The organism is Magnetospirillum sp. ME-1, from assembly GCF_002105535.1.
GTDB lineage: Bacteria > Pseudomonadota > Alphaproteobacteria > Rhodospirillales > Magnetospirillaceae > Phaeospirillum.
Genome location: NZ_CP015848.1, coordinates 1980658 through 1999031, shown reverse-complemented (window position 1 = coordinate 1999031; position 18374 = coordinate 1980658). Strand labels below are relative to the sequence as shown.

The window sequence follows — 18374 nt, the reverse complement described above, 5'->3', positions numbered from 1 at the left end:
ATTGCCAGGACGGGCTTGGGCGAGCCCGATGTTCGAGGGGATGGCTGGACCTTGTCGGAAACCATGTTCGCACTGCTGGTCGAGGATTCTCCGACCCAGGCCCTGTTGACGCTGGCCGAGCTGGAAAAGGTCCCCAACGTCAAGGTGGATCACGCCGTATCGCTGGCCTCGGCCCTGGAATTCATCCAGCGCAAGCGCTACCACGTCATTTTCCTCGACCTGACGCTTCCCGATTCCGTGGGGGACGAGACGGTGCGGCGCTTTTGCGGCGCGGCGCCGGAACTGGCGGTGGTGGTGCTCACCAACCACGACGACGACCAGCAGGCGCTGATGGCGCTCGAGCACGGCGCCCAGGACTACCTGCTGAAGGCCAAGATCGACGCGGAATCGCTGTCGCGGTCGTTCCGCTACGCCATTCACAGGAAGCGCGCCGAAATTCTGGTGCGCGAGGCCCGCGACGCCGCGCTGGAGGCCAATCGCCAGCTGGAACGGCGCATGCGCCAGATCGACTGCATGTACGGCGTGTCGCGCATCCTGGAATCGCCGGAACTGCCGTTGCAGGTGGCGCTGGAGCAGGTGGTGGCCAAGGCTCCCACCGCCTGGCTGAAGCCGGAGACCATCTGTGTCCGCTTGAGCTGCCTGCCCGGCCTGCTGCCCAGCGGCATCGTCCAGACCCCCGGCTTCGTCGAGACCGCCTGCCGCCTGGAGGCGCAGGTGTTCGCCGGCTCTCGCCCGGCCGGACGCATCGAGATCTGCTGGACCGAAACCCCGCCGGCCGAGGGCGATGAGGCCTTTTCCACCTCGGAACGGGAACTGGTGCGCGAACTGGCGCGGCGAATCGGCCTGGCCCTCGAGCGCGCCTGCGTCCAGAAGGAACTGGTGCAGCTGGCGACCACCGACTTCCTCACCGACGCCTGCAACCGGCGGCACTTCATGCAGTCGACGGCGTCGGAGATCCAGCGCGCCGGCCGCTATGGCCGTCCCATGTCGCTGCTGATGATCGATCTCGACCATTTCAAGCGCATCAACGACGAGCGGGGTCACGCCGCCGGCGACGAGGCGCTGAAGGCCTTCGTGGTCATGGCCCGCGACCTGCTGCGCGACCAGGACATCATCGGCCGCATGGGGGGCGAGGAATTCGCCATCGCGCTCCCGGAAACCTCGCTCAATCCCGCCCTGGTGGTGGCCGAGCGCCTGCGTATCCGGCTGGCCGGGCTGCAGGTGCCGGTAGGCGGCGGCGAGCCCATCACGCTCAGCGCCAGCTTCGGCGTCGCCGAGTGCAGGGTGGGGGCGGGCGAGGGGCTGGAGGCCTGCCTGGGCCGCGCCGACGCGGCGCTCTACCGCGCCAAGGCCATGGGCCGCAACCGGGTGGAACCGGCCGAGTAGCTCAGAGCTTGCGCAAGGAGAACGGCCCGGTGCGCACGTAGAGCCAGGGATACTGGTCGGCCATGCGCCGCACCTGGGTCAGCCGCCACGACAACAGCCCGATGGCCACCAGGACGGCGCTGTCCAGCAGCCAGCCGGTAAGGGACAGCAATTGGCCGCCGAACAGGGCGAAGCCGAGGAAACGGTCGGCGGCGCCCAGCAGCAGGGCATAGGGGATCACCTGCCAGACCGGCCGCCAGGTGGAGGCCAGGGCCTGGCCGGTCATGAAGGCGCAGCCGCCGAACAGGATCAGGGTCAAGCCGATGAAGACGGGGACCGAGGTGATCATCCGTGACCTCCCCCCAGGTAATGGGCGCGGATTTCCTCGTTGGCCAGCAATTCGGCCCCCGTGCCGCTCATGGTGACCTTGCCGTTGACCATGACATAGCCGCGATGGGCCAGTTTCAGGGCGTGGAAGGCGTTCTGCTCCACCAGGAAGACGGTGACGCCCTGCTCGCGGTTGATCTCGGCGACGATCTCGAAGATCTGACGCACCACCAGGGGGGCCAGCCCCAGGGACGGCTCGTCCAGCAGCAGGATCTTGGGGCGGCTCATCAGGGCGCGGCCGATGGCCAGCATCTGCTGCTCGCCCCCCGACAGGGTGCCGCCGCGCTGGGCCAGACGCTCCTTGAGGCGGGGGAACAGGCCCAGCACCCGCTCCAGATCCTGGTCGAAATGGGCGGGGTTGGCCATGGCGGCGCCCATCTGCAGGTTTTCCAGCACGCTCATGCGCGGGAAGATGCGCCGCCCCTCCGGCGAGTGGGCGAGGCCCCGGCGCATGATGTGGTGGGTGGGAAGCGCGGTGATGTCCTCGTCCGCCAGGACGACCCGGCCCGAAGTGGCCCGGGGATTACCGCAGATGGTCATCAGAAGGGTGGTCTTGCCCGCCCCGTTGGCGCCCACCAGGGCGACGATCTCGCCCTCGGCCACGTTGATGTCGACGCCGTGCAGCGCCTGGATGCGGCCGTAGCCCGAGTGAAGGCCCTCGATGCGCAGCATCAGCCGGCCTCCTCTTCGTCGGGCTCGCCCAGATAGGCGCGGATCACCGCCGGGTCGGCCTTGATGGCGGCCGGCGCGCCCTCGGCGATCTTTTTGCCGTAATCCAGCACCACGATATGGTCGGAAATCTCCATCACCACGCTCATGTCGTGCTCGATCAGCAGCAGGCCGATGCCGTTCTCGGCCCGGATATCCAGCAGCAGACGGTTGAGCTCGGCGGATTCGCGCGGGTTGAGGCCGGCGGCCGGCTCGTCCAGGCACAGCAGCACCGGCTCGGTGCACATGGCCCGCGCGATTTCCAGGCGGCGCTGATGGCCATAGGGCAGGCTGCCCGCCTCCTCGTCGGCGAAGGGGGTGAGACCCACCTTGTCCAGCCAGTGCCGCGCCCGCTCCACCGCCCGGGCCTCGGCCTGGGCGTAGCGCGCCAGGCCCAGCAGCCCGGCCAGCGAGAACAGGGAGGCCCGCATCAGCGCCGTGTGCTGGGCGACGATCAGGTTCTCCAGCACGCTCATGCGGGCGAACAGGCGGATGTTCTGGAAGGTCCGCGCCACCCCCGCCTTGGCCGTGATGGTGTAGTCGTCCAGCCGCTCCAGCAGCATGGGTCCCGACGGGTGGTTCAGGGTGATGCGCCCCACCTGCGGCTTGTAGAAGCCGGTGATGCAGTTGAACAGGGTGGTCTTGCCCGCCCCGTTGGGGCCGATTACCGCGGTGATGTCCTGGGGCCGCGCCGAGAACGACAGGTCGTTGACCGCGAACAGGCCGCCGAAGCGCATGGTCACGTGTTCGACGTTCAACAAAGGCCCGCTCATTTCGCCTCTCCCAGGCGAATGGTGGGCTCGCGCGTCGACATCAGGCCGCTGGGCTTCCACAGCATGATCAGCACCATGGCGGCGCCGAAGGCCAGCATGCGGAATTGCTGCAGCTCGCGGAACCATTCGGGCAGGCCGACCAGCAGCAGGGCGGCCAGCACGATGCCGATCTGGCTGCCCATGCCGCCCAGAACCACGATGGCCAGGATCACCGCCGATTCGATGAAGGTGAAGCTTTCCGGGCTGATGAAGCCCTGCCTCGTCGCGAAGAACGACCCGGCGAAACCGGCGAACATGGCCCCCGTGGCGAAGGCCGACAGCTTGACCGTGGTGGGGTTGATGCCGAGCGAGCGGCAGGCGATCTCGTCTTCGCGCAACGCCTCCCAGGCACGGCCCACCGGCAGGCGGCGGATGCGCAGTGTAAACAGGTTGGTGAGCAGCGCCAGAACCAGGATCAGGAAATACAGGAAGATCACCCGGTGGTCGGCGGAATAGTCCAGGCCGAAGAACTCGGCGAAGCCCTTCTGGCCTTCGGGCGGGACCATCTTGAACGACAGGCCGAAGAACGACGGCCGCTCGATGCCGGAGATGCCGTTGGGGCCGCCGGTGACGTCCTGCCAGTTCTGCAGCACCACCCGGATGATCTCGCCCAGGCCCATGGTGACGATGGCGATGTAATCGCCTCGAAGGCGGAGCACGGGAAAGCCCAGGATCATGCCGAACAGGGCGGCCAGAACGCCGGCCAGCGGCAGGCAGACCCAGAACGACAGGCCGAAGGTCTGGGAGAGCAGGGCGTAGGAATAGGCCCCCACGGCATAGAAGGCGACGAAGCCCAGGTCCAGAAGCCCGGCCAGCCCCACCACGATGTTGAGGCCCCAGCCCAGCATGACGTAGATCAGCACCAGGGTGGCCTTGTCCACCACGTTGCGCCCGGCGAACGGCAGGAAGGGCAGAACCAGGGCGAAGGCCACCATGGCCCAGCCCACATAGACCATCACCTGTCGCGGCGGAGCGGGCGTGCCGGGAATTTTTCCGGCCAGGGAATGGCGGACAAAGCCGATCAGCAGGCGTCCGCCGGCCACGATGGCCGCCGACCACGCAACCCAGTCCAGGCGGTTGGACAGGCTGAGCCCGCTGGCCGAATCCTCCAGGCGCACGCCCAGCATGGGTAACGCCATGGCGGCGGCCACCAGCCCGCCCAGGACGGCATCCACGAGAGCCGCGCGAAGCTCGCCGCCCCGCATCTCAGATCTTCTCCACGTCGGGCTTGCCCAACAGGCCGGTGGGGCGGAAGACCAGCACCGCCACCAGGATGGTGAAGGTGGCGACGTCCTTGTACTCGATGGAGAAATAGGCGGACCAGAAGGCCTCGATCAGGCCGATCAGCAGCCCGCCCAGCATGGCGCCGGGCAGCGAGCCGATGCCGCCCAGAACGGCTGCCGTGAACGCCTTGATCCCGGCCAGAAAGCCGATATAGAAGTCGATCACCCCGTAATAGAGGGTCACCATCATGCCGGCCACGCCGGCCAGTCCGGCGCCGATGACGAAGGTGGTGGAAATCACCCGGTCCACGTCGATGCCCAGCAGCGACGCCATCTTCATGTCCTGCTCGCAGGCCCGCTGGGCGCGGCCCAGGGCGGTCCGCGTGATCACCCAGGTGAACACCGCCATCAGGCCCAGGGTCAGCGCCATGATGACGATCTGCATCCAGCTGAGGCTGACCGAGAAGTCGCCGCCCTCCATCAGGGTGACGCCGCCCCTGAAGACGGGGGGCAGCGGCTTGGCCCGCGCTCCTTGAGCCTGGGCGACGAAGTTCTGCAAGATGATCGAGACGCCGATGGCCGAGATCAGCGGCGCCAGCCTGGGGGCGGCGCGCAAGGGCCGATAGGCCACCCGCTCGGCCGTCCAGCCCCACAGCGCGGTCAGCCCCATGGCGGCGAACAGGGTCACCACCAGGGCCAGCGGCACCGAGGTGCCCAGAACCGTGGTACAGGCCAGGAAGGTGATCAGCGAAATGAACGCGCCCACCATGTAGATGGTGCCGTGGGCGAAATTGATCATGCCCAGCACGCCGTAAACCATGGTGTAGCCAAGCGCCACCAGGCCATAGATGGCGCCCAGAGTTAATCCATTTATCAATTGCTGGAGAAAATACTCCATGCCCCCACCCTGGCCGATGAATTCAATTCAATCGAGTCGCAAGAAACCTACTCGGACGGGCGGGCGTGTCAACTGCCAAGGCGGTCCGAAGGCTGGCCGATGGCGCTTTTCATCGCGGATCGGTGGGGGGTTGTAATTCCATAAGCCATACCCAATTCCTGGGTGGAGTATTCCTAAGGTCGGGCGGGGCGAGGGCAGCCTGTCAGAGCCTTTGATTTCAAGGGGCTGAGCCATGCTTGATCGCTTCAATGTTGCTCAAAAGCTGCTCATTGCTTTTGGTTTTATTCTTTTAGTCGTTGTCTGCCTGTCGGTGTTCACCATCAACCGCATGGCGGCCATGAATATGGCGGCCTTGGATATAGCGGAGAACTGGCTTCCAGGCGTCGGTGAAGCCAGGAAAGTGGAGGGATTGCAGGCCAAGCAGCGGGCCACCATGTATCGCCACATCCTGACCACCGACGATGCGCAGATGGCCGAGGTCGAGCGGATTCTGGAGGGGCAGAACAAGGAGTTCCTGGCATCCAAAGAGCGCTACGCCGCTTTAATCGCCACCCCCGAGGAGCGGGCCAATTACGAGGCCTGGGTCAAGGTGATGGGCGAGTATGACGCCATGGTGGCCAAGGTGCTGGAGCTGTCGCGCAAGAATCAGAACAACGAGGCCCGCGATCTGGTGCTGGCCAATCTCAAGCTCTATGCCGATTCCCAGATGCATGCCGCCAAGGCGGTGCAGATCAACGAGGATGGCGCGAAAGGGGCGACCCAGACGGCCGAGGCGTTGTACACCTGGTCCAGGGCCGTTCTGATCGGCTCGGTGGCCGTCGTGCTCGCCCTGGTGGTGGCTTTCGGCCTGATGCTGCGCAACAGCATCGCCACTCCCGTCATCGCCATGACCGCCGCCATGAACCGTCTGGCGGACAAGGACATGTCGGTGGTCATTCCGGCCCAGGGGCGGGCCGACGAGGTGGGGCGCATGGCCGCGGCCATGCAGACCTTCAAGGAGAACATGATCCGCTCCGAGCAGCTGGAAGCGGAGCAGCGGACGGCGCAGGAGCGCAACCTGGTGCGCGGCCGCGCCATCGAGGCTCTTACCGGTGATTTCGACCAGGCGGTGACGCGCATGCTGGGCGAGGTCTCCACCGCCTCGCACAGCATGGAGGAGGCGGCTCAGAGCATGAGCGCCACGGCGCAACAGACCAGCCGCCAGACGGTGCTGGTCGCCGCCGCCACCGAGGAGGCCTCGTCCAGCGTCCAGACCGTGGCCGCCGCCGCCGAGGAACTGGCGTCCTCCATCCACGAGATCGGCCGTCAGGTCACCCAATCCTCGCATGTGGCCCGGATGGCCGCCGAGGAAGCTTCGAAGACCAACCAGACGGTCACCGGCCTGGCGGAAAGCTCGGCCACGATCGGCGACGTGGTCAGCCTGATCAACGACATCGCGTCCCAGACCAACCTGCTGGCCTTGAACGCCACCATCGAGGCGGCCCGGGCCGGCGATGCCGGCAAGGGCTTCGCCGTGGTGGCGGGCGAGGTGAAGAACCTCGCCAACCAGACCGGCCGCGCCACCGAGGAGATCAGCCAGCAGATCTCCGCCGTGCAGGACGCCACCCGGCAGGCGGTGGACGCCATCGGCGGCATCGTCAAGCGTATCGAGGAGATCAACCAGATTTCGGCGGCCATCGCCTCGGCCGTCGAGGAGCAGAGCGCCGCCACCGCCGAGATCGCCCGCAACGTCCAGCAGGCGGCGTCCGGCACCCAGGAAGTGTCGGCCAATATCAGCGGCGTCACCCAGGCGGCCGAGGAAACCGGCGCGGTGGCGACCTCGGTGCTGTCCTCGGTGCAGACGCTGAACCGTCTGGCCGAGTCCCTGCGCGGCGTGGTGGCCACGTTCCTGGGCAACGTCAAGTCGGCCTGAGGCGGATGAAAACAGGTGTTGACCTTCCAGTTGCTGGAAGGTCAACACTGGGGGCACCCTATGAATTGCGAAGGTGCCGCCATGACCAGCCAAAGCCTGTCCCTGCCCGTCAAGGGGATGACCTGCGCCGCCTGTTCCACCCGGCTGGAGCGGGTGCTGGGCAAGGTGGCGGGCGTCGAGCAGGCGCTGGTCAGCCTGGCGGCCGAACGGGCCGACATCCGTTTCGACGCCGACCAGGCACGGCCAGAGGACCTGGTGTCGGCCATCGTCAAGGCCGGGTTCCAGGCCGACCTCGCCCAGAGCGGCGACGAGGATCTGGACCGGGAAGAGGCGGAGCATGCCGCTGAATCCGCCCGCCACCTGCGCCTTCTGGTGCTTTCCACCCTGCTGACCCTGCCGCTGGTCGGCCAGATGGCGCTCGACATGGCGGGGCTGCACGTCATGATTCCGGCCGAGATTCAGCTGCTGCTGGCCGCGCCCGTCCAGTTCTGGATCGGGGCGCGGTTCTATACCGGTGCCTGGGCCTCGCTCAAGGGCGGCGCGGGCAACATGGACGTGCTGGTGGTGCTGGGCACCTCGGCCGCCTTCGGCCTGTCGGCCTGGCATGTGCTGGCCGGCGATGCCCATCACGGCAATCTCTATTTCGAGGGCGCCGCCGTGGTCATCACCCTGGTGCTGCTGGGCAAGCTTCTGGAAGGCCGAGCCAAGCGCTCGGCGGCAGGCGCCATCCGCGCCCTGATGCGGCTGAAGCCCGACACCGCCCGGGTGGAGCGCGACGGGCTGGTCATCGAGGTTCCCGCCGCCCTGGTGGCGGTGGGCGAGGTGGTGCTGGTCCGCCCCGGCGAGCGCGCCCCGGTGGACGGCAAGGTGGTGGACGGGGCCTCCCAGATGGATGAATCCCTGATCACCGGGGAAAGCCTTCCGGTGGCCAAGGGCGCCGGTGACGAGGTGGTGGCCGGCGCGGTCAACGGCGAGGGGCTGCTCCGTGTCGAGGCGACGCGGGTGGGCGCGCAATCCACCATCAGCCGCATCATCCGCATGGTCCAGGGGGCCCAGGCCGCCAAGGCGCCGGTACAGAAGCTGGTGGACCGCATCTCCAACGTCTTCGTGCCGGTGGTGACGGCGATCGCCGCGCTCTCCTTCCTCGGCTGGTGGCTGATGGTTGGCGACCTGCAGACCGCCTTCGTGGCGGCGGTGTCGGTGCTGGTCATCGCGTGCCCTTGCGCCCTGGGTCTCGCCACCCCCACCGGCATCATGGTCGGCACCGGGCTGGCGGCGCGGCACGGTATTCTCATCAAGGACGCCGAGGCGCTGGAACTGGCCCACAAGGTCCAGGTGGTGGTGTTCGACAAGACCGGCACCCTGACCGAGGGCCGTCCGGCGGTGGCCGCCATCAAATCCGCCGATGGTGACGAGGCCGGTCTACTGCGTCTGGGCGCCTCGGCCCAGCAGGGCAGCGAGCATCCCCTGGCCCGCGCCCTGCTGGCCGCCGCCGGCGACGGCCTCGCGCCGCTCGGCGCCTTCCGCTCGCTGCCCGGCCGGGGGCTGGAGGCCGAGGTGGAGGGCCGCACCCTCTTGATCGGCAGCAATCGCCTGATGGCCGAGCGCGGCATCGATCCCGGTTCGCTGGCCCAGGACGCCGAGGCGCAGCAGGCACTGGGCCGCACCTTGATGTGGGTGGCGGAAGGCCCCGCCATGCTGGGCTTCGTCGCGGTGGCCGACCCGGTCAAGCCCAGCGCGGCCCAGGCGGTGGCGCGGCTGAAGGCTTTGGGCCTCGAGACGGTGATGCTGACCGGCGACAACGGGCGGGCGGCGGCGGCCGTGGCCAAAGCCGCCGGAGTGGACCGGGTGCTGGCCGAGGTGCTGCCCGAGGACAAGGAGGCTGAAATCCGCCGCCTGAAGGGCGAGGGCAAGGTGGTGGCCATGGTGGGCGACGGCATCAACGACGCCCCGGCGCTTGCCGCCGCCCATATCGGCATCGCCATGGGTACCGGCACCGACGTGGCCATGCAGGCGGCGGGCATCACCCTGGTCAAGGGCGACCCCGCCCGGCTGCCCGAGGCCATCGGCATCTCGCGCGCCACCACCGCCAAGATCCGCCAGAACCTGTTCTGGGCCTTCGCCTACAACGTGGTGGCCATTCCGGCCGCCGCCCTGGGATGGCTTACCCCCGTCATCGCCGGCGCGGCCATGGCCATGTCGTCGGTGTCGGTGGTGAGCAACTCGCTGCTGCTGCGCCGCTGGAGGATGAAATGAACATCGGCGAGGCGGCGCGGCGTTCCGGCGTCTCGGCCAAGACCATCCGCTATTACGAATCCGTCGGGCTGATTCCGGCCGCCGGGCGCACCAGTTCGGGCTACCGGGCCTATACCGCCAACGAGGTGGAGACCCTGCGCTTCATTCACCGCTCGCGATCCCTGGGCTTTTCGGTGGCTGATGTGGCCGGGCTGCTGGAATTGTGGCGCGACCGCTCGCGGGCCAGCGCCGACGTCAAGGCCATCGCCCTGAAGCACGTGGCCGACATCGAACGCAAGATTGCCGAACTGGACACCATCCGCCGCACGCTGCTGGACCTGACCACCCGGTGCTGCGGTGACGACCACCCGGAATGCCCCATTCTGGACGAGTTGGCGACATGAATGGAGTGTCATCCCGAGCCACGGCGAGGGATCTCCGCCTGCTGGTGCGGTGCCGATTCTGAACGGGCGGAGCAGGAGGGGATCCTTCCTCCCGCAGGTCGTCAGGATGACAGGCGGCATAGCCTTTGCGCCCCCGGCCGTTTGGCCTTACAAGGATGACGGCTTCAACTGGGGTGATGAGACGTGGGTCGGCGAGACGTCAGGCGCATGCTGATGGGCAACAAGACGCCCCTGTGGGAGCGGCCCGCCGTGCTGGTCGCCCTGATGGTCGGCGTGCTGGCCATCGGCGTCGCCATCGGCATGGCCCTGGGCCTGTGGTCGGGCAAGTCGTCCAAGCCTCCGCCCGGCGCCGAACAGGCCCCCGCCCCGGTGATCGCCGCCGCTCCCCCGCCGCCGCCGTCTCCGTCCGCCGCACCCGACGAGGACGAGGGCCGGCCGCTGCTGGCCCCGCCGCCGCCGCGCCCCGATCCCGGCTCGTCCGAGGCCCTGGAATTCGGCCATGCCTCCGACGTGGTGTCGCTGGCGCCCGCGCCGCCGCCGCCGAGCCCCGAGGTCAAGCTGCCCCCGGCCGGGGCGGCGGTATGGCTGAAGAACGCCCTGCCGGTTCCGAAGACCGGCGGGCGGCCGGTGATCGCCATCGTCATCGACGATCTCGGCATCGACCGCCGCCGCAGCGAGCGCATGGCCCAGCTCAAGGGGCCGCTGACGCTGTCCTACATGACCTATGCCGACGACGTGGCGCGCCAGGCCCACGACGCCAGGGCGCGCGGCCACGAACTGATGGTCCACGTCCCCATGCAGCCGCAAAGCCACAGCTACGATCCCGGACCGGAAGTGCTGGAGGTGGGCCTTTCGGCCGAGGAGATCCGCCGCCGCCTGGATTGGGGGCTGTCGCGCTTCGACGGCTATGTGGGCATCAACAACCACATGGGCTCGCGCTTCACCTCGGATGCGGCGGGCATGCGGGTGGTGATGGGGGAATTGCGCCGGCGCGGCCTGGCCTTCATCGATTCGGTGACCTCGGAGCGTACGGTGGGGGCCGAGGTGGCCCGGCATTTCGGCGTGCCCTTCGCCGCCCGTCACGTCTTCCTCGACAATGATCAGGGCGTCGCCCATGTGCGGGGGCAGCTGGCCAAGACCGAGGCCTATGCCCGCAAGCACGGTGCCGCCATCGCCATCGGCCATCCCCACGACGGCACCATCGAGGCCCTGGCCGGCTGGCTGCCCGGCCTGGAAGCCCGAGGCTTCGTGCTGGTGCCGGTCAGCACCGTCATCCGCATGGGCAACGGCGGCTGAAACAGCGCTTGACCTTCCAGGTGCTGGAAGGTTCACACTTCTCCCAACGCAATCGTCATGGAGAGACACACCATGTCCACCACCTACCGCGTCACCGGCATGAGCTGCGGCGGCTGTTCCAAGTCGGTGACCTCGGCCATTCAGGAAATCGCCCCCGGCGCCAAGGTCGAGGTCGATCTGGGCAACAAGGCGGTGACCGTGGACGGTGCCGACGAGGCGCAGGTCCGCCAGGCCGTCGATGCGGCGGGCTTCGGGTTCGAAGGGCGGATCTAGTCCTCCGACAGGGCCGTTCCCTCGGCCCGCGCCAGACGGCGCAGAACCTCGGCGGTTTCTTCCAGCGCGTCCACCTGATGGTCCAGCCACACCCGGCCGAGTGCGCCGTTCAGGGCCCAGGCCGGGCAGGTCGACGTGCGGGTGGACAACTCGCAATCGCACGAACGCAACAGGGCATCGATCTGGCGACGGCGCACCGCCGGCGGGACCAGGTCGAGGAAGGCCAGCTTGAGGCGGATGCCCACCTGGCCGAAGGTGGACAGCGGAGCGGTCAGCGGCTGGGCGATCAGATCATGCAGCCGCCGCCGCCCGTCGCCGGTGATGGCCAGGCGGGTGGAGCGCTCCACCGGATTGAGCAGGCCGTCCGCCAGCATGTCGTCCATGGCGTCGAATATCAGCTGCGACACCGGCGCCCAGGCCGGACCGGTCAGGGCGGCCACCGCCTGGATGGCGTCGTCCACGGACAGGGGCGCACGCTCGACGGCGCCCAGCACCGCCAGCCAGATATAGTCCCTGGCGGTCATGGCCCGCCGGTTCTGGATCGTCCGGCCTTCGATGAACCCCATCACACCCTCCAAATGCAAATGCGAATGACTCGCAATATGCGGGAGGCGGAAATGGATTGCAACCCCTTCTTTGGAAAAGGGGACCCTACTGCTTGACCAGGGTGTAGTCGATGGCGTCCTCGGCGGCGCGCACCAGGGCGCGGGCCTTGTTCATGCATTCCTCGTGCTCGGACAGCGGCACCGAATCGGCGACGATGCCCGCACCCGCCTGGACGTACATGGTGCCGTCCTTGACCAGGGTGGTCCTGAGCGCGATGCAGGTGTCCATGTTGCCGTTGCCGTCGAAATAACCGATGGCGCCGGCATAGAACGAGCGCCGCTCGGTCTCCAACTCGTCGATGATCTCCATGGCGCGGATCTTGGGCGCACCCGAGGTGGTGCCCGCCGGAAAGCCGGCCATCAGGGCGTCCATGGCGTCGCAGCCCTCGCGGATCCGGCCTTCGACGTTGGAGACGATGTGCATGACGTGGGAATAGTATTCCACCGCCATCTTCTTGGTGACCTCGACCGAGCCGATGGAGGCCACCCGGCCCACGTCGTTGCGGCCGAGATCGAGCAGCATCAGGTGCTCGGCCAGTTCCTTGGGATCGGCCAGCAGGTCGGCGGCCAGTTCCTCGTCCTCGGCGGGGGTCTTGCCCCGGCGGCGCGTGCCGGCGATGGGGCGGATGGTGACCTTCTCGTCCCTGAGGCGGACCAGGATTTCCGGGCTGGAGCCCACCAGCTGGAACTCGCCCAGATCCAGGAAGAACAGGAACGGGCTGGGATTGAGCCGGCGCAGCGAGCGGTACAGCGAAAATGGCGGCAGCCGGAAGGGCACCGCCAGGCGCTGGGACAGCACCACCTGAAAGATGTCGCCGGCGGCGATGTATTCCTGGGCCTTCTCCACCATGCGGCAGTAATGCTCGGGCGAGACGCTGGGCACCGGGATGGGCTGGTGCTCGTTCCTGGGGAAGCCCAGATAGGTGTGGGGCAGGGGGGATTCCAGGGATTCCACCACGTGCTCGAGCCGCTCCCAGGCCAGGTCCCAGGCGGCCTGGGCGTCCATGCCGGGGCGCGGCCAGACGGGAGCGACGGCGGTCAGCGTGCCGTTGACGTTGTCGAACACCGCCATGATGGTGGGGCGCATGAAGATGCCGTCGGGCACCTTGATAGGGTCCGGATTGTTGTCGGGCAGCTTTTCCGCCAGCCGCACCATGTCGTAGCTCATATAGCCGATCAGGCCGGCCGACATGGGGGGCAGATGGGGCGGTGTCTCGATGCCGCACTCGGCCACCAGGGCGCGCAAGCTGTCCAGGGCGCCGGACTTGGCGGCCACGGGGCAGGGCTGGTACGACCCGGTCTTGGAACGGGCGTTGCGGTTGATCCACGCCTCGTTGCCCACGCACTTCCACAACAGGTCGGGCTTCATGCCGAGGATGGAGTAGCGCCCGCGCACCGCGCCGCCTTCCACCGATTCCAGCAGGAAGGCGTTGGGCTGGCCGTTGGCCAGCTTCAGGAAGGCGGAAACCGGCGTCTCCAGATCGGCCACCAGGACCCGCCAGACCACCTGGGGCCTGCCGCTGTCATAGGCTTCGGCAAAGGCGGGGAAGTCGGGCTGATGGGTCATGATGGGACGATTGCTCTTCTACTCTTCGCGGGTCAGCTGGGGCCGGTCGACCTTGACGCCGATGGAGGCGTTCAGCGCGGCGATGTACTGGTCGGCGATGTCGGTGGCCACCGCCTGCGAGACGCGCTGGCGGGCGGCATTGGTCACAGCCGGGTTGGCGTTGACGTCGAAGGGCACCACACTGGTCAGGCGGGCCACCAGGGTGCCGCCCTGGACCGGCGCGATGGCGACGCCGCCCGGCTGGACCTTGAACAGTTCGGCGATCACGCTGGCCGGCAGGGTGCTGCCTTCGCCCGGCTCGCGGACGAATGGCTTGGAGCTTTCCAGCTTGGCGCCGATGGACTGGGCCACCTGGGCGGCGCTTTCGCCCGCCTTGATGCGGTCGGCCAGTTTCTGGGCCTTGTCGCGGGCCTGCTCCTGGCGGCGTTCGGCCTGCCAGGTGGCGACCACCTCGGCCTTGATGTCGGCCAGGGGCTTGGGGGAAGGCGGCGTGACGCCATCGACGCGCAGCAGGAAGTAGCCGTTGTTGGGCACTTCGGTCAGCGGGCTTTCCGTGCTCTGCTCGGTGTGGAAGGCCACGTCGAGGAACTGGTCCGACTTGGGCAGGTCGGCCACCGGCTTGCCGTTCAGGCCGCGCCCCTGGGCGTCCAGCGCCGCGATCTTGACGGTCTTGAGGTTGTGGCGCTTGGCCGCCTCCTCCAGGGTGGCGCCGCCGCCCAGCGCGTCTTCCACCTTGTTGGCCAGTTCGGCCAGGCCGTCCATGGACTTTTCCTTGCGCAGGTCCTGCTCCAGCTGCTTCCTGACCTCGTCGAAGCCGCGGGTGCGGCCGGGCTGCACCTGGGTCACCTTGACCACGTGCCAGCCCAGCGCCGACTTGACCGGCTGGCCGGTGGCGCCGGCCGACAGCTTGAACACCGCCTCGGCCAGCCCCTCGGGCAGGTCGCCCTTCTCGATGATGCCCAGCTCGATGATCTCGGCGCCCAGCGCCTTGGCGACGGCCGCCAGATCCTTGCCCTGGGTCACCAGGTCGGTGGCCTTGGCCGCCGCCGACTGCTCGTCGAAGACGATCTGCGACACGGCGCGGCGTTCCGGCGTGGAGAATTCCTCCATGCGCTGCTGGTACACCTCCTGCAGCATGGCCTCGTCGATGTCGATGCCGCCGGCCACGTCGGCCGGGCGCAGCAGCAGCACGGTCAGCGCCCGGTATTCCGGCGCCATGAAGCGGCTGACGTTATCCTTGTAATAGGCGTCCAGCTGGGCCGCGTCGGGGGCGGGCGGCAGCGGGATGGACTCGTCCTTGATCACGAAGGTTTCGGCCACCCGGCGCTCCTCGCGCCAGGCCAGCAGCGGGTTGGTCAGCGCCACGGGCGCGCCGATGCCGGCGGCGACGGTCTCCACCATCTGGTTGCGCACCATGTTGGTGCGCTCGGTCTTCATGAAGCTGTCCTCGGTGAAGCCGAGACGGGCCAGGCGCGAGCGGAAGACGTCGCGGTCGAACTGGCCGGTGGGGCCCTTGAAGGCCGGGTTGGAGGCCACCCGGCGCAGGATGGTCTCGTCGGTGGCGGCCAGCCCCAGCGAGCGCGCCGCCTCGTCGATCAGGGTCCGCGCGATCAGCGAATCGATGGTGCGGTCCAGCATGCCCATCTTGCGGGCATCCTCGGGCGTCAGCTTGCCGCCGAACAGCGGCTGCAGACGTTCCACCTCGCGCTTGAACTCGGCCATCACCTCGGCGGCGGACATGGTGGTCTTGCCGATCTCGATGGCCGGGCTGCGGCCCACGCCGCCGCGCACCACGTCGCCGGCGCCCCAGGCCACGAAGCTCAGGGCCAGCAGGGCGAACAGCAACCTGACGATCCAGGTCTTCGAAGCGGAGCGGAATACGTCGAGCATGGAATCGCCTGAATCCGATAATGGGTGTGACGACGCGCCGAAAGTCCGGCCGTCCTGGGCTGGGCGCATAATAAGGAGGGGGGAGGGGGGCCGCAACATGGAAGTGGCTCCCTCCATACCTGTTCGCGCCGTCCCCCGAACGGCATATTCGTCGGCGAGGAGGCGAAATGTTGTTGCGGAAAAACCCTGGAATCTGTGTATATAATAAAAAGCGAAGGTAAGCTGGTTCTCATAAGCCGGCGCCAACCATAAGAACGCAGGGGAGCCAATGTCGTCCAAGCCGCTCTACGTGATGCTGTGCTCAGGCGAGCACGAGAAGATTCAGCTGGCCGCCATGGTGGCCTCGGTGGCCGCCGTCTCCGACCGGCCGGTCGAGGTCTTCGTCACCATGAACGCCGTCCTGGCCTTCGAGCGGGGCAAGAGCCCGGCCGAACGCTATTCCGGCGGCCACTTCCACGAGATGTTCAAGACCCAGAACGTCCCCGACGCCATCGAGCTGTTCGGCCAGGGCAAGATGCTGGGCGAGATGAAGATGTGGGCCTGTTCCATGGTGCTCGACCTCAAGCACTGGGATTGCGACAAGCACCTGACCGAAGACCTGTTCGACGGTCCCATGGGGCTGGCCAAGTTCCTCGCCGACGCCGAGTCGGGCGAGCTCATCACCATCTGACGTCTCTCTTAGGAAGGAAGAACACCATGGCTGAACGCCAGAAGATCGATGCCCGCGGCGCCTTTTGCCCCGGGCCGCTGATGGAGCTGATTGCCGCCCTCAAGCTGGCCTCCATCGGCGACGAGGTGGACGTGTGGTCGTCGGACAAGGGCTCCGCCTCGGACATTCCCGCCTGGTGCGCCAAGGTGGGCCATGCCGTGGTCGAGACCTCCGAGCATGACGGCTACTGGAGCGTCGTGGTCCGCAAGGCCAAATAGGCGTATAGTCCGCTTATGACAACCGCTAAAATGGCGGAACAAGTGCCGCGAAGACGGCATTGATAAAATAAATATACACCAATACTCTCGTAGGGAGGGAGTTCATGTCCAAGACGATTCTGATCGTCGGCGGTGGGCTTGCGGGCACCATCGTCGCCAATGGTATCTGCCGCCAGATGGGGCCGGAACTGCGGTCCGGCGCCCTCAACATCACCATGCTGGGAACCAGCGAGACCCATATGTACCAGCCGGGTCTGCTGTACATCCCCTTCGGCCGCATGCGCGAGGCGGAGCTGTTCCGCGACCAGCGCAAGGTGCTGGACAAGCGCGTCAACTTCTTCGTCGATCCCGCCAAGAACATCGACGTGGAGAAGAACCAGGTCACCACCGAGGCGGGCCGCACCTTCAAGTACGATTACCTGGTGCTGGCCACCGGCTCGCGCATCATGCCGCAGACCATTCCCGGCATGGTCGAGGGCGGCCACTGGTTCTATGACCTGGATGGCGCCCGACGCTTGCGCAAGGCCCTGAACGAGTTCCAGGGCGGCAAGATCGTGGTCAACGTCAACGCCCCCCACAAGTGCCCGGTGGCGCCGCTGGAAGTGGCGTTCATGCTGCACGACTTCCTCAAGGCCAAGGGGTTGTGGGACAAGACCGAGCTGACCTACACCTATCCCATCGGCCGCCTGCACGCGCTCGAGCCCGTCGCCCATTGGGCCAAGCCGGAATTCGAGAAGCTGGGCATCAAGTATGAGACTTTCTTCAACACGGAAAGCGTCGATCCCGAGAAGAAGACCATCAAGTCCATGGAAGGCTCGGAACTGCCCTACGACCTCTTGATCACCGTGCCGCCCCACCAGGGCGCCCAGGTGATCGACGAATCCGGTCTGGGCAAGGGCGGCTGGGTGCCGACCAATACCAAGACGCTGCACCGCGAGGGCTCGACCAACGTCTTCGTGGTGGGCGACACCACCAACATTCCCATCTCCAAGGCCGGCTCCACCGCCCATTTCGAGGCCGACGTCACCATCGACAACCTGGTGTCGCTGTGCCAGGAGAACACCTTCGCCCGTGAATACGACGGCAAGGTGTTCTGCTTCGTCGAGACCGGGCTGGGCAGCGGCACCTATGTGTGGTTCAACTACACCACGCCGCCCAATCCCGGGCCGCCGTCGCAGATGATCCACTGGTTCAAGCTGGCCTATAACCGGCTGTACTGGCTGTCGGCCCGCGGCCTGCTCTAGGAGGGGCGCCATGAACGAGATCCCGAAGATCGAGGTCGACTCCTCCGCCGCCGAAATGGCCCGTCTGGCCCAGGGGGTCCGCGACGCCCTGTCGGATTCCATGGTCGAGCGCCTGACCAGCACCGCCGGCAACGCGCTGGAAGTGGTGGACAAGCTCAACGAACCCGACGTCAAGGACGGCATCATCTCCCTGCTCGACGCTGTCGGCACGCTCCAGCGGACCGGCGCGCTGCAGACGGTGATCGACGCTTTGTTCATGCTGCACGCCATGCGCTCGGCGGCTACCGATTCCATGGTGGACCGCGCCTTCTCCTTCATCGAGCACATGGCCAACAATCTGGGAACTGAGGACCTTGCCACCCTGGCCCACGAGGCCAAGGGCGCCATGGAGGACGCCATCGATTCCTGCAACATCCCCGGCGGCGGCGGCGGCCTGTTCGGCACCATCCGCATGCTGTCCCAGAAGGAGACCCAGGAAGCGCTGCGCTTCATGCTGTCCTTCTCGTGCTCGCTGAAAAAACGCGCCGTCTACCTGGCCAAAAGCCCTCAGGTTTGAGCAGCGGGCCAAGGCGACATTTCAGGGGCGGGGCCGCGAAACGGCTCCGCCCTGTTTTTTGGCCTGTAGCCA

General features: G+C 67.3%; 18 protein-coding genes. 10 read left to right on the top strand and 8 right to left on the bottom strand.

Annotated elements, in window-relative coordinates; translation table 11 throughout:
• Positions 1 to 63: 63 nt before the first annotated feature.
• Complete coding sequence (locus tag WV31_RS09365) at positions 64 to 1386, top strand: sensor domain-containing diguanylate cyclase (RefSeq protein WP_237051557.1); 1323 nt, start codon at positions 64 to 66, stop codon at positions 1384 to 1386.
• Between the two features lies 1 nt (position 1387).
• Here WV31_RS09365 and WV31_RS09360 read toward each other — a convergent pair whose 3' ends face one another.
• The 5 genes from WV31_RS09360 to WV31_RS09340 are packed head-to-tail and all read right to left on the bottom strand — an operon-like array spanning position 1388 to position 5393.
• Positions 1388 to 1714: a DUF6867 family protein gene (locus WV31_RS09360; protein WP_085373297.1), complete on the bottom strand. Its 327-nt coding sequence runs from the start codon at positions 1712 to 1714 to the stop codon at positions 1388 to 1390.
• A complete protein-coding gene (locus WV31_RS09355; protein ID WP_085373296.1) occupies positions 1711 to 2424 on the bottom strand; it encodes an ABC transporter ATP-binding protein in 714 nt (237 codons plus the stop codon). The genes WV31_RS09360 and WV31_RS09355 overlap by 4 nt, the downstream gene beginning before the upstream one ends.
• The gene (locus WV31_RS09350) at positions 2424 to 3233 is read right to left on the bottom strand and encodes an ABC transporter ATP-binding protein (protein ID WP_085373295.1); all 810 of its coding nucleotides are present in this window, start codon (positions 3231 to 3233) and stop codon (positions 2424 to 2426) included. Before WV31_RS09350 ends, WV31_RS09355 begins: the two co-directional genes overlap by 1 nt.
• Complete coding sequence (gene livM, locus WV31_RS09345) at positions 3230 to 4477, bottom strand: high-affinity branched-chain amino acid ABC transporter permease LivM (protein ID WP_085373294.1); 1248 nt, start codon at positions 4475 to 4477, stop codon at positions 3230 to 3232. The genes WV31_RS09350 and livM overlap by 4 nt, the downstream gene beginning before the upstream one ends.
• Position 4478: 1 nt before the next feature.
• On the bottom strand, positions 4479 to 5393 hold the full coding sequence (locus WV31_RS09340; RefSeq protein ID WP_085373293.1) for an ABC transporter permease subunit: 915 nt from the start codon (positions 5391 to 5393) through the stop codon (positions 4479 to 4481).
• A 232-nt stretch (positions 5394 to 5625) separates the two neighbouring features.
• Between WV31_RS09340 and WV31_RS09335 the strand changes: the two genes are divergently transcribed.
• From WV31_RS09335 to WV31_RS09315, 5 genes are all read left to right on the top strand, one after another.
• Complete coding sequence (locus WV31_RS09335) at positions 5626 to 7305, top strand: methyl-accepting chemotaxis protein (RefSeq protein ID WP_085373292.1); 1680 nt, start codon at positions 5626 to 5628, stop codon at positions 7303 to 7305.
• Between the two features lie 81 nt (positions 7306 to 7386).
• Positions 7387 to 9561 carry a heavy metal translocating P-type ATPase gene (locus WV31_RS09330; RefSeq protein ID WP_085375538.1) on the top strand — a complete coding sequence of 725 codons (2175 nt, stop codon included), beginning with the start codon at positions 7387 to 7389 and terminating at the stop codon, positions 9559 to 9561.
• A complete protein-coding gene (gene cueR / locus WV31_RS09325; protein WP_085373291.1) occupies positions 9558 to 9944 on the top strand; it encodes a Cu(I)-responsive transcriptional regulator in 387 nt (128 codons plus the stop codon). Before WV31_RS09330 ends, cueR begins: the two co-directional genes overlap by 4 nt.
• 183 nt (positions 9945 to 10127) lie before the next feature.
• Positions 10128 to 11240 carry a divergent polysaccharide deacetylase family protein gene (locus WV31_RS09320; RefSeq protein WP_237051556.1) on the top strand — a complete coding sequence of 371 codons (1113 nt, stop codon included), beginning with the start codon at positions 10128 to 10130 and terminating at the stop codon, positions 11238 to 11240.
• Between the two features lie 72 nt (positions 11241 to 11312).
• On the top strand, positions 11313 to 11513 hold the full coding sequence (locus tag WV31_RS09315) for a heavy-metal-associated domain-containing protein (protein WP_085373289.1): 201 nt from the start codon (positions 11313 to 11315) through the stop codon (positions 11511 to 11513).
• Here WV31_RS09315 and WV31_RS09310 read toward each other — a convergent pair.
• The 3 genes from WV31_RS09310 to WV31_RS09300 all read right to left on the bottom strand — a co-directional run bounded on the left by WV31_RS09310 (position 11510) and on the right by WV31_RS09300 (position 15575).
• Positions 11510 to 12079 carry a hypothetical protein gene (locus WV31_RS09310; RefSeq protein ID WP_085373288.1) on the bottom strand — a complete coding sequence of 190 codons (570 nt, stop codon included), beginning with the start codon at positions 12077 to 12079 and terminating at the stop codon, positions 11510 to 11512. The genes WV31_RS09315 and WV31_RS09310 overlap by 4 nt on opposite strands.
• A gap of 85 nt (positions 12080 to 12164) precedes the next feature.
• Positions 12165 to 13685, bottom strand: a complete 1521-nt coding sequence (gene trpE / locus WV31_RS09305) for an anthranilate synthase component I (RefSeq protein ID WP_085373287.1) — start codon at positions 13683 to 13685, stop codon at positions 12165 to 12167.
• Positions 13686 to 13703: 18 nt separating this feature from the next.
• The gene (locus tag WV31_RS09300; protein ID WP_085373286.1) at positions 13704 to 15575 is read right to left on the bottom strand and encodes a peptidylprolyl isomerase; all 1872 of its coding nucleotides are present in this window, start codon (positions 15573 to 15575) and stop codon (positions 13704 to 13706) included.
• 268 nt (positions 15576 to 15843) lie between these two features.
• On the opposite strand from WV31_RS09300, the gene WV31_RS09295 reads away from it, so the two are divergent.
• The 4 genes from WV31_RS09295 (at position 15844) to WV31_RS09280 (ending at position 18302) form a co-directional block, all read left to right on the top strand.
• Positions 15844 to 16245 (top strand): hypothetical protein, encoded by a 402-nt coding sequence (locus tag WV31_RS09295; RefSeq protein WP_085373285.1) that lies wholly within the window; start codon positions 15844 to 15846, stop codon positions 16243 to 16245.
• 26 nt (positions 16246 to 16271) lie between these two features.
• Positions 16272 to 16502 (top strand): sulfurtransferase TusA family protein, encoded by a 231-nt coding sequence (locus WV31_RS09290; protein ID WP_011384221.1) that lies wholly within the window; start codon positions 16272 to 16274, stop codon positions 16500 to 16502.
• A gap of 104 nt (positions 16503 to 16606) precedes the next feature.
• Positions 16607 to 17746, top strand: a complete 1140-nt coding sequence (locus WV31_RS09285; RefSeq protein ID WP_085373284.1) for an NAD(P)/FAD-dependent oxidoreductase — start codon at positions 16607 to 16609, stop codon at positions 17744 to 17746.
• Positions 17747 to 17756: 10 nt separating this feature from the next.
• Positions 17757 to 18302: a hypothetical protein gene (locus tag WV31_RS09280; RefSeq protein ID WP_085373283.1), complete on the top strand. Its 546-nt coding sequence runs from the start codon at positions 17757 to 17759 to the stop codon at positions 18300 to 18302.
• Positions 18303 to 18374: the final 72 nt, after the last annotated feature.

What these genes read in the sequence shown, in the direction of transcription:
- WV31_RS09365 (WP_237051557.1), top strand. Translation starts at nt 64, where the DNA reads ATGTTCGCACTGCTGGTCGAGGATTCTCCGACCCAGGCCCTGTTGACG.
- WV31_RS09360 (WP_085373297.1), bottom strand. Translation starts at nt 1,714, where the DNA reads ATGATCACCTCGGTCCCCGTCTTCATCGGCTTGACCCTGATCCTGTTC.
- WV31_RS09355 (WP_085373296.1), bottom strand. Translation starts at nt 2,424, where the DNA reads ATGCTGCGCATCGAGGGCCTTCACTCGGGCTACGGCCGCATCCAGGCG.
- WV31_RS09350 (WP_085373295.1), bottom strand. Translation starts at nt 3,233, where the DNA reads ATGAGCGGGCCTTTGTTGAACGTCGAACACGTGACCATGCGCTTCGGC.
- livM (WP_085373294.1), bottom strand. Translation starts at nt 4,477, where the DNA reads ATGCGGGGCGGCGAGCTTCGCGCGGCTCTCGTGGATGCCGTCCTGGGC.
- WV31_RS09340 (WP_085373293.1), bottom strand. Translation starts at nt 5,393, where the DNA reads ATGGAGTATTTTCTCCAGCAATTGATAAATGGATTAACTCTGGGCGCC.
- WV31_RS09335 (WP_085373292.1), top strand. Translation starts at nt 5,626, where the DNA reads ATGCTTGATCGCTTCAATGTTGCTCAAAAGCTGCTCATTGCTTTTGGT.
- WV31_RS09330 (WP_085375538.1), top strand. Translation starts at nt 7,387, where the DNA reads ATGACCAGCCAAAGCCTGTCCCTGCCCGTCAAGGGGATGACCTGCGCC.
- cueR (WP_085373291.1), top strand. Translation starts at nt 9,558, where the DNA reads ATGAACATCGGCGAGGCGGCGCGGCGTTCCGGCGTCTCGGCCAAGACC.
- WV31_RS09315 (WP_085373289.1), top strand. Translation starts at nt 11,313, where the DNA reads ATGTCCACCACCTACCGCGTCACCGGCATGAGCTGCGGCGGCTGTTCC.
- WV31_RS09310 (WP_085373288.1), bottom strand. Translation starts at nt 12,079, where the DNA reads ATGGGGTTCATCGAAGGCCGGACGATCCAGAACCGGCGGGCCATGACC.
- trpE (WP_085373287.1), bottom strand. Translation starts at nt 13,685, where the DNA reads ATGACCCATCAGCCCGACTTCCCCGCCTTTGCCGAAGCCTATGACAGC.
- WV31_RS09300 (WP_085373286.1), bottom strand. Translation starts at nt 15,575, where the DNA reads ATGCTCGACGTATTCCGCTCCGCTTCGAAGACCTGGATCGTCAGGTTG.
- WV31_RS09295 (WP_085373285.1), top strand. Translation starts at nt 15,844, where the DNA reads ATGTCGTCCAAGCCGCTCTACGTGATGCTGTGCTCAGGCGAGCACGAG.
- WV31_RS09290 (WP_011384221.1), top strand. Translation starts at nt 16,272, where the DNA reads ATGGCTGAACGCCAGAAGATCGATGCCCGCGGCGCCTTTTGCCCCGGG.
- WV31_RS09285 (WP_085373284.1), top strand. Translation starts at nt 16,607, where the DNA reads ATGTCCAAGACGATTCTGATCGTCGGCGGTGGGCTTGCGGGCACCATC.
- WV31_RS09280 (WP_085373283.1), top strand. Translation starts at nt 17,757, where the DNA reads ATGAACGAGATCCCGAAGATCGAGGTCGACTCCTCCGCCGCCGAAATG.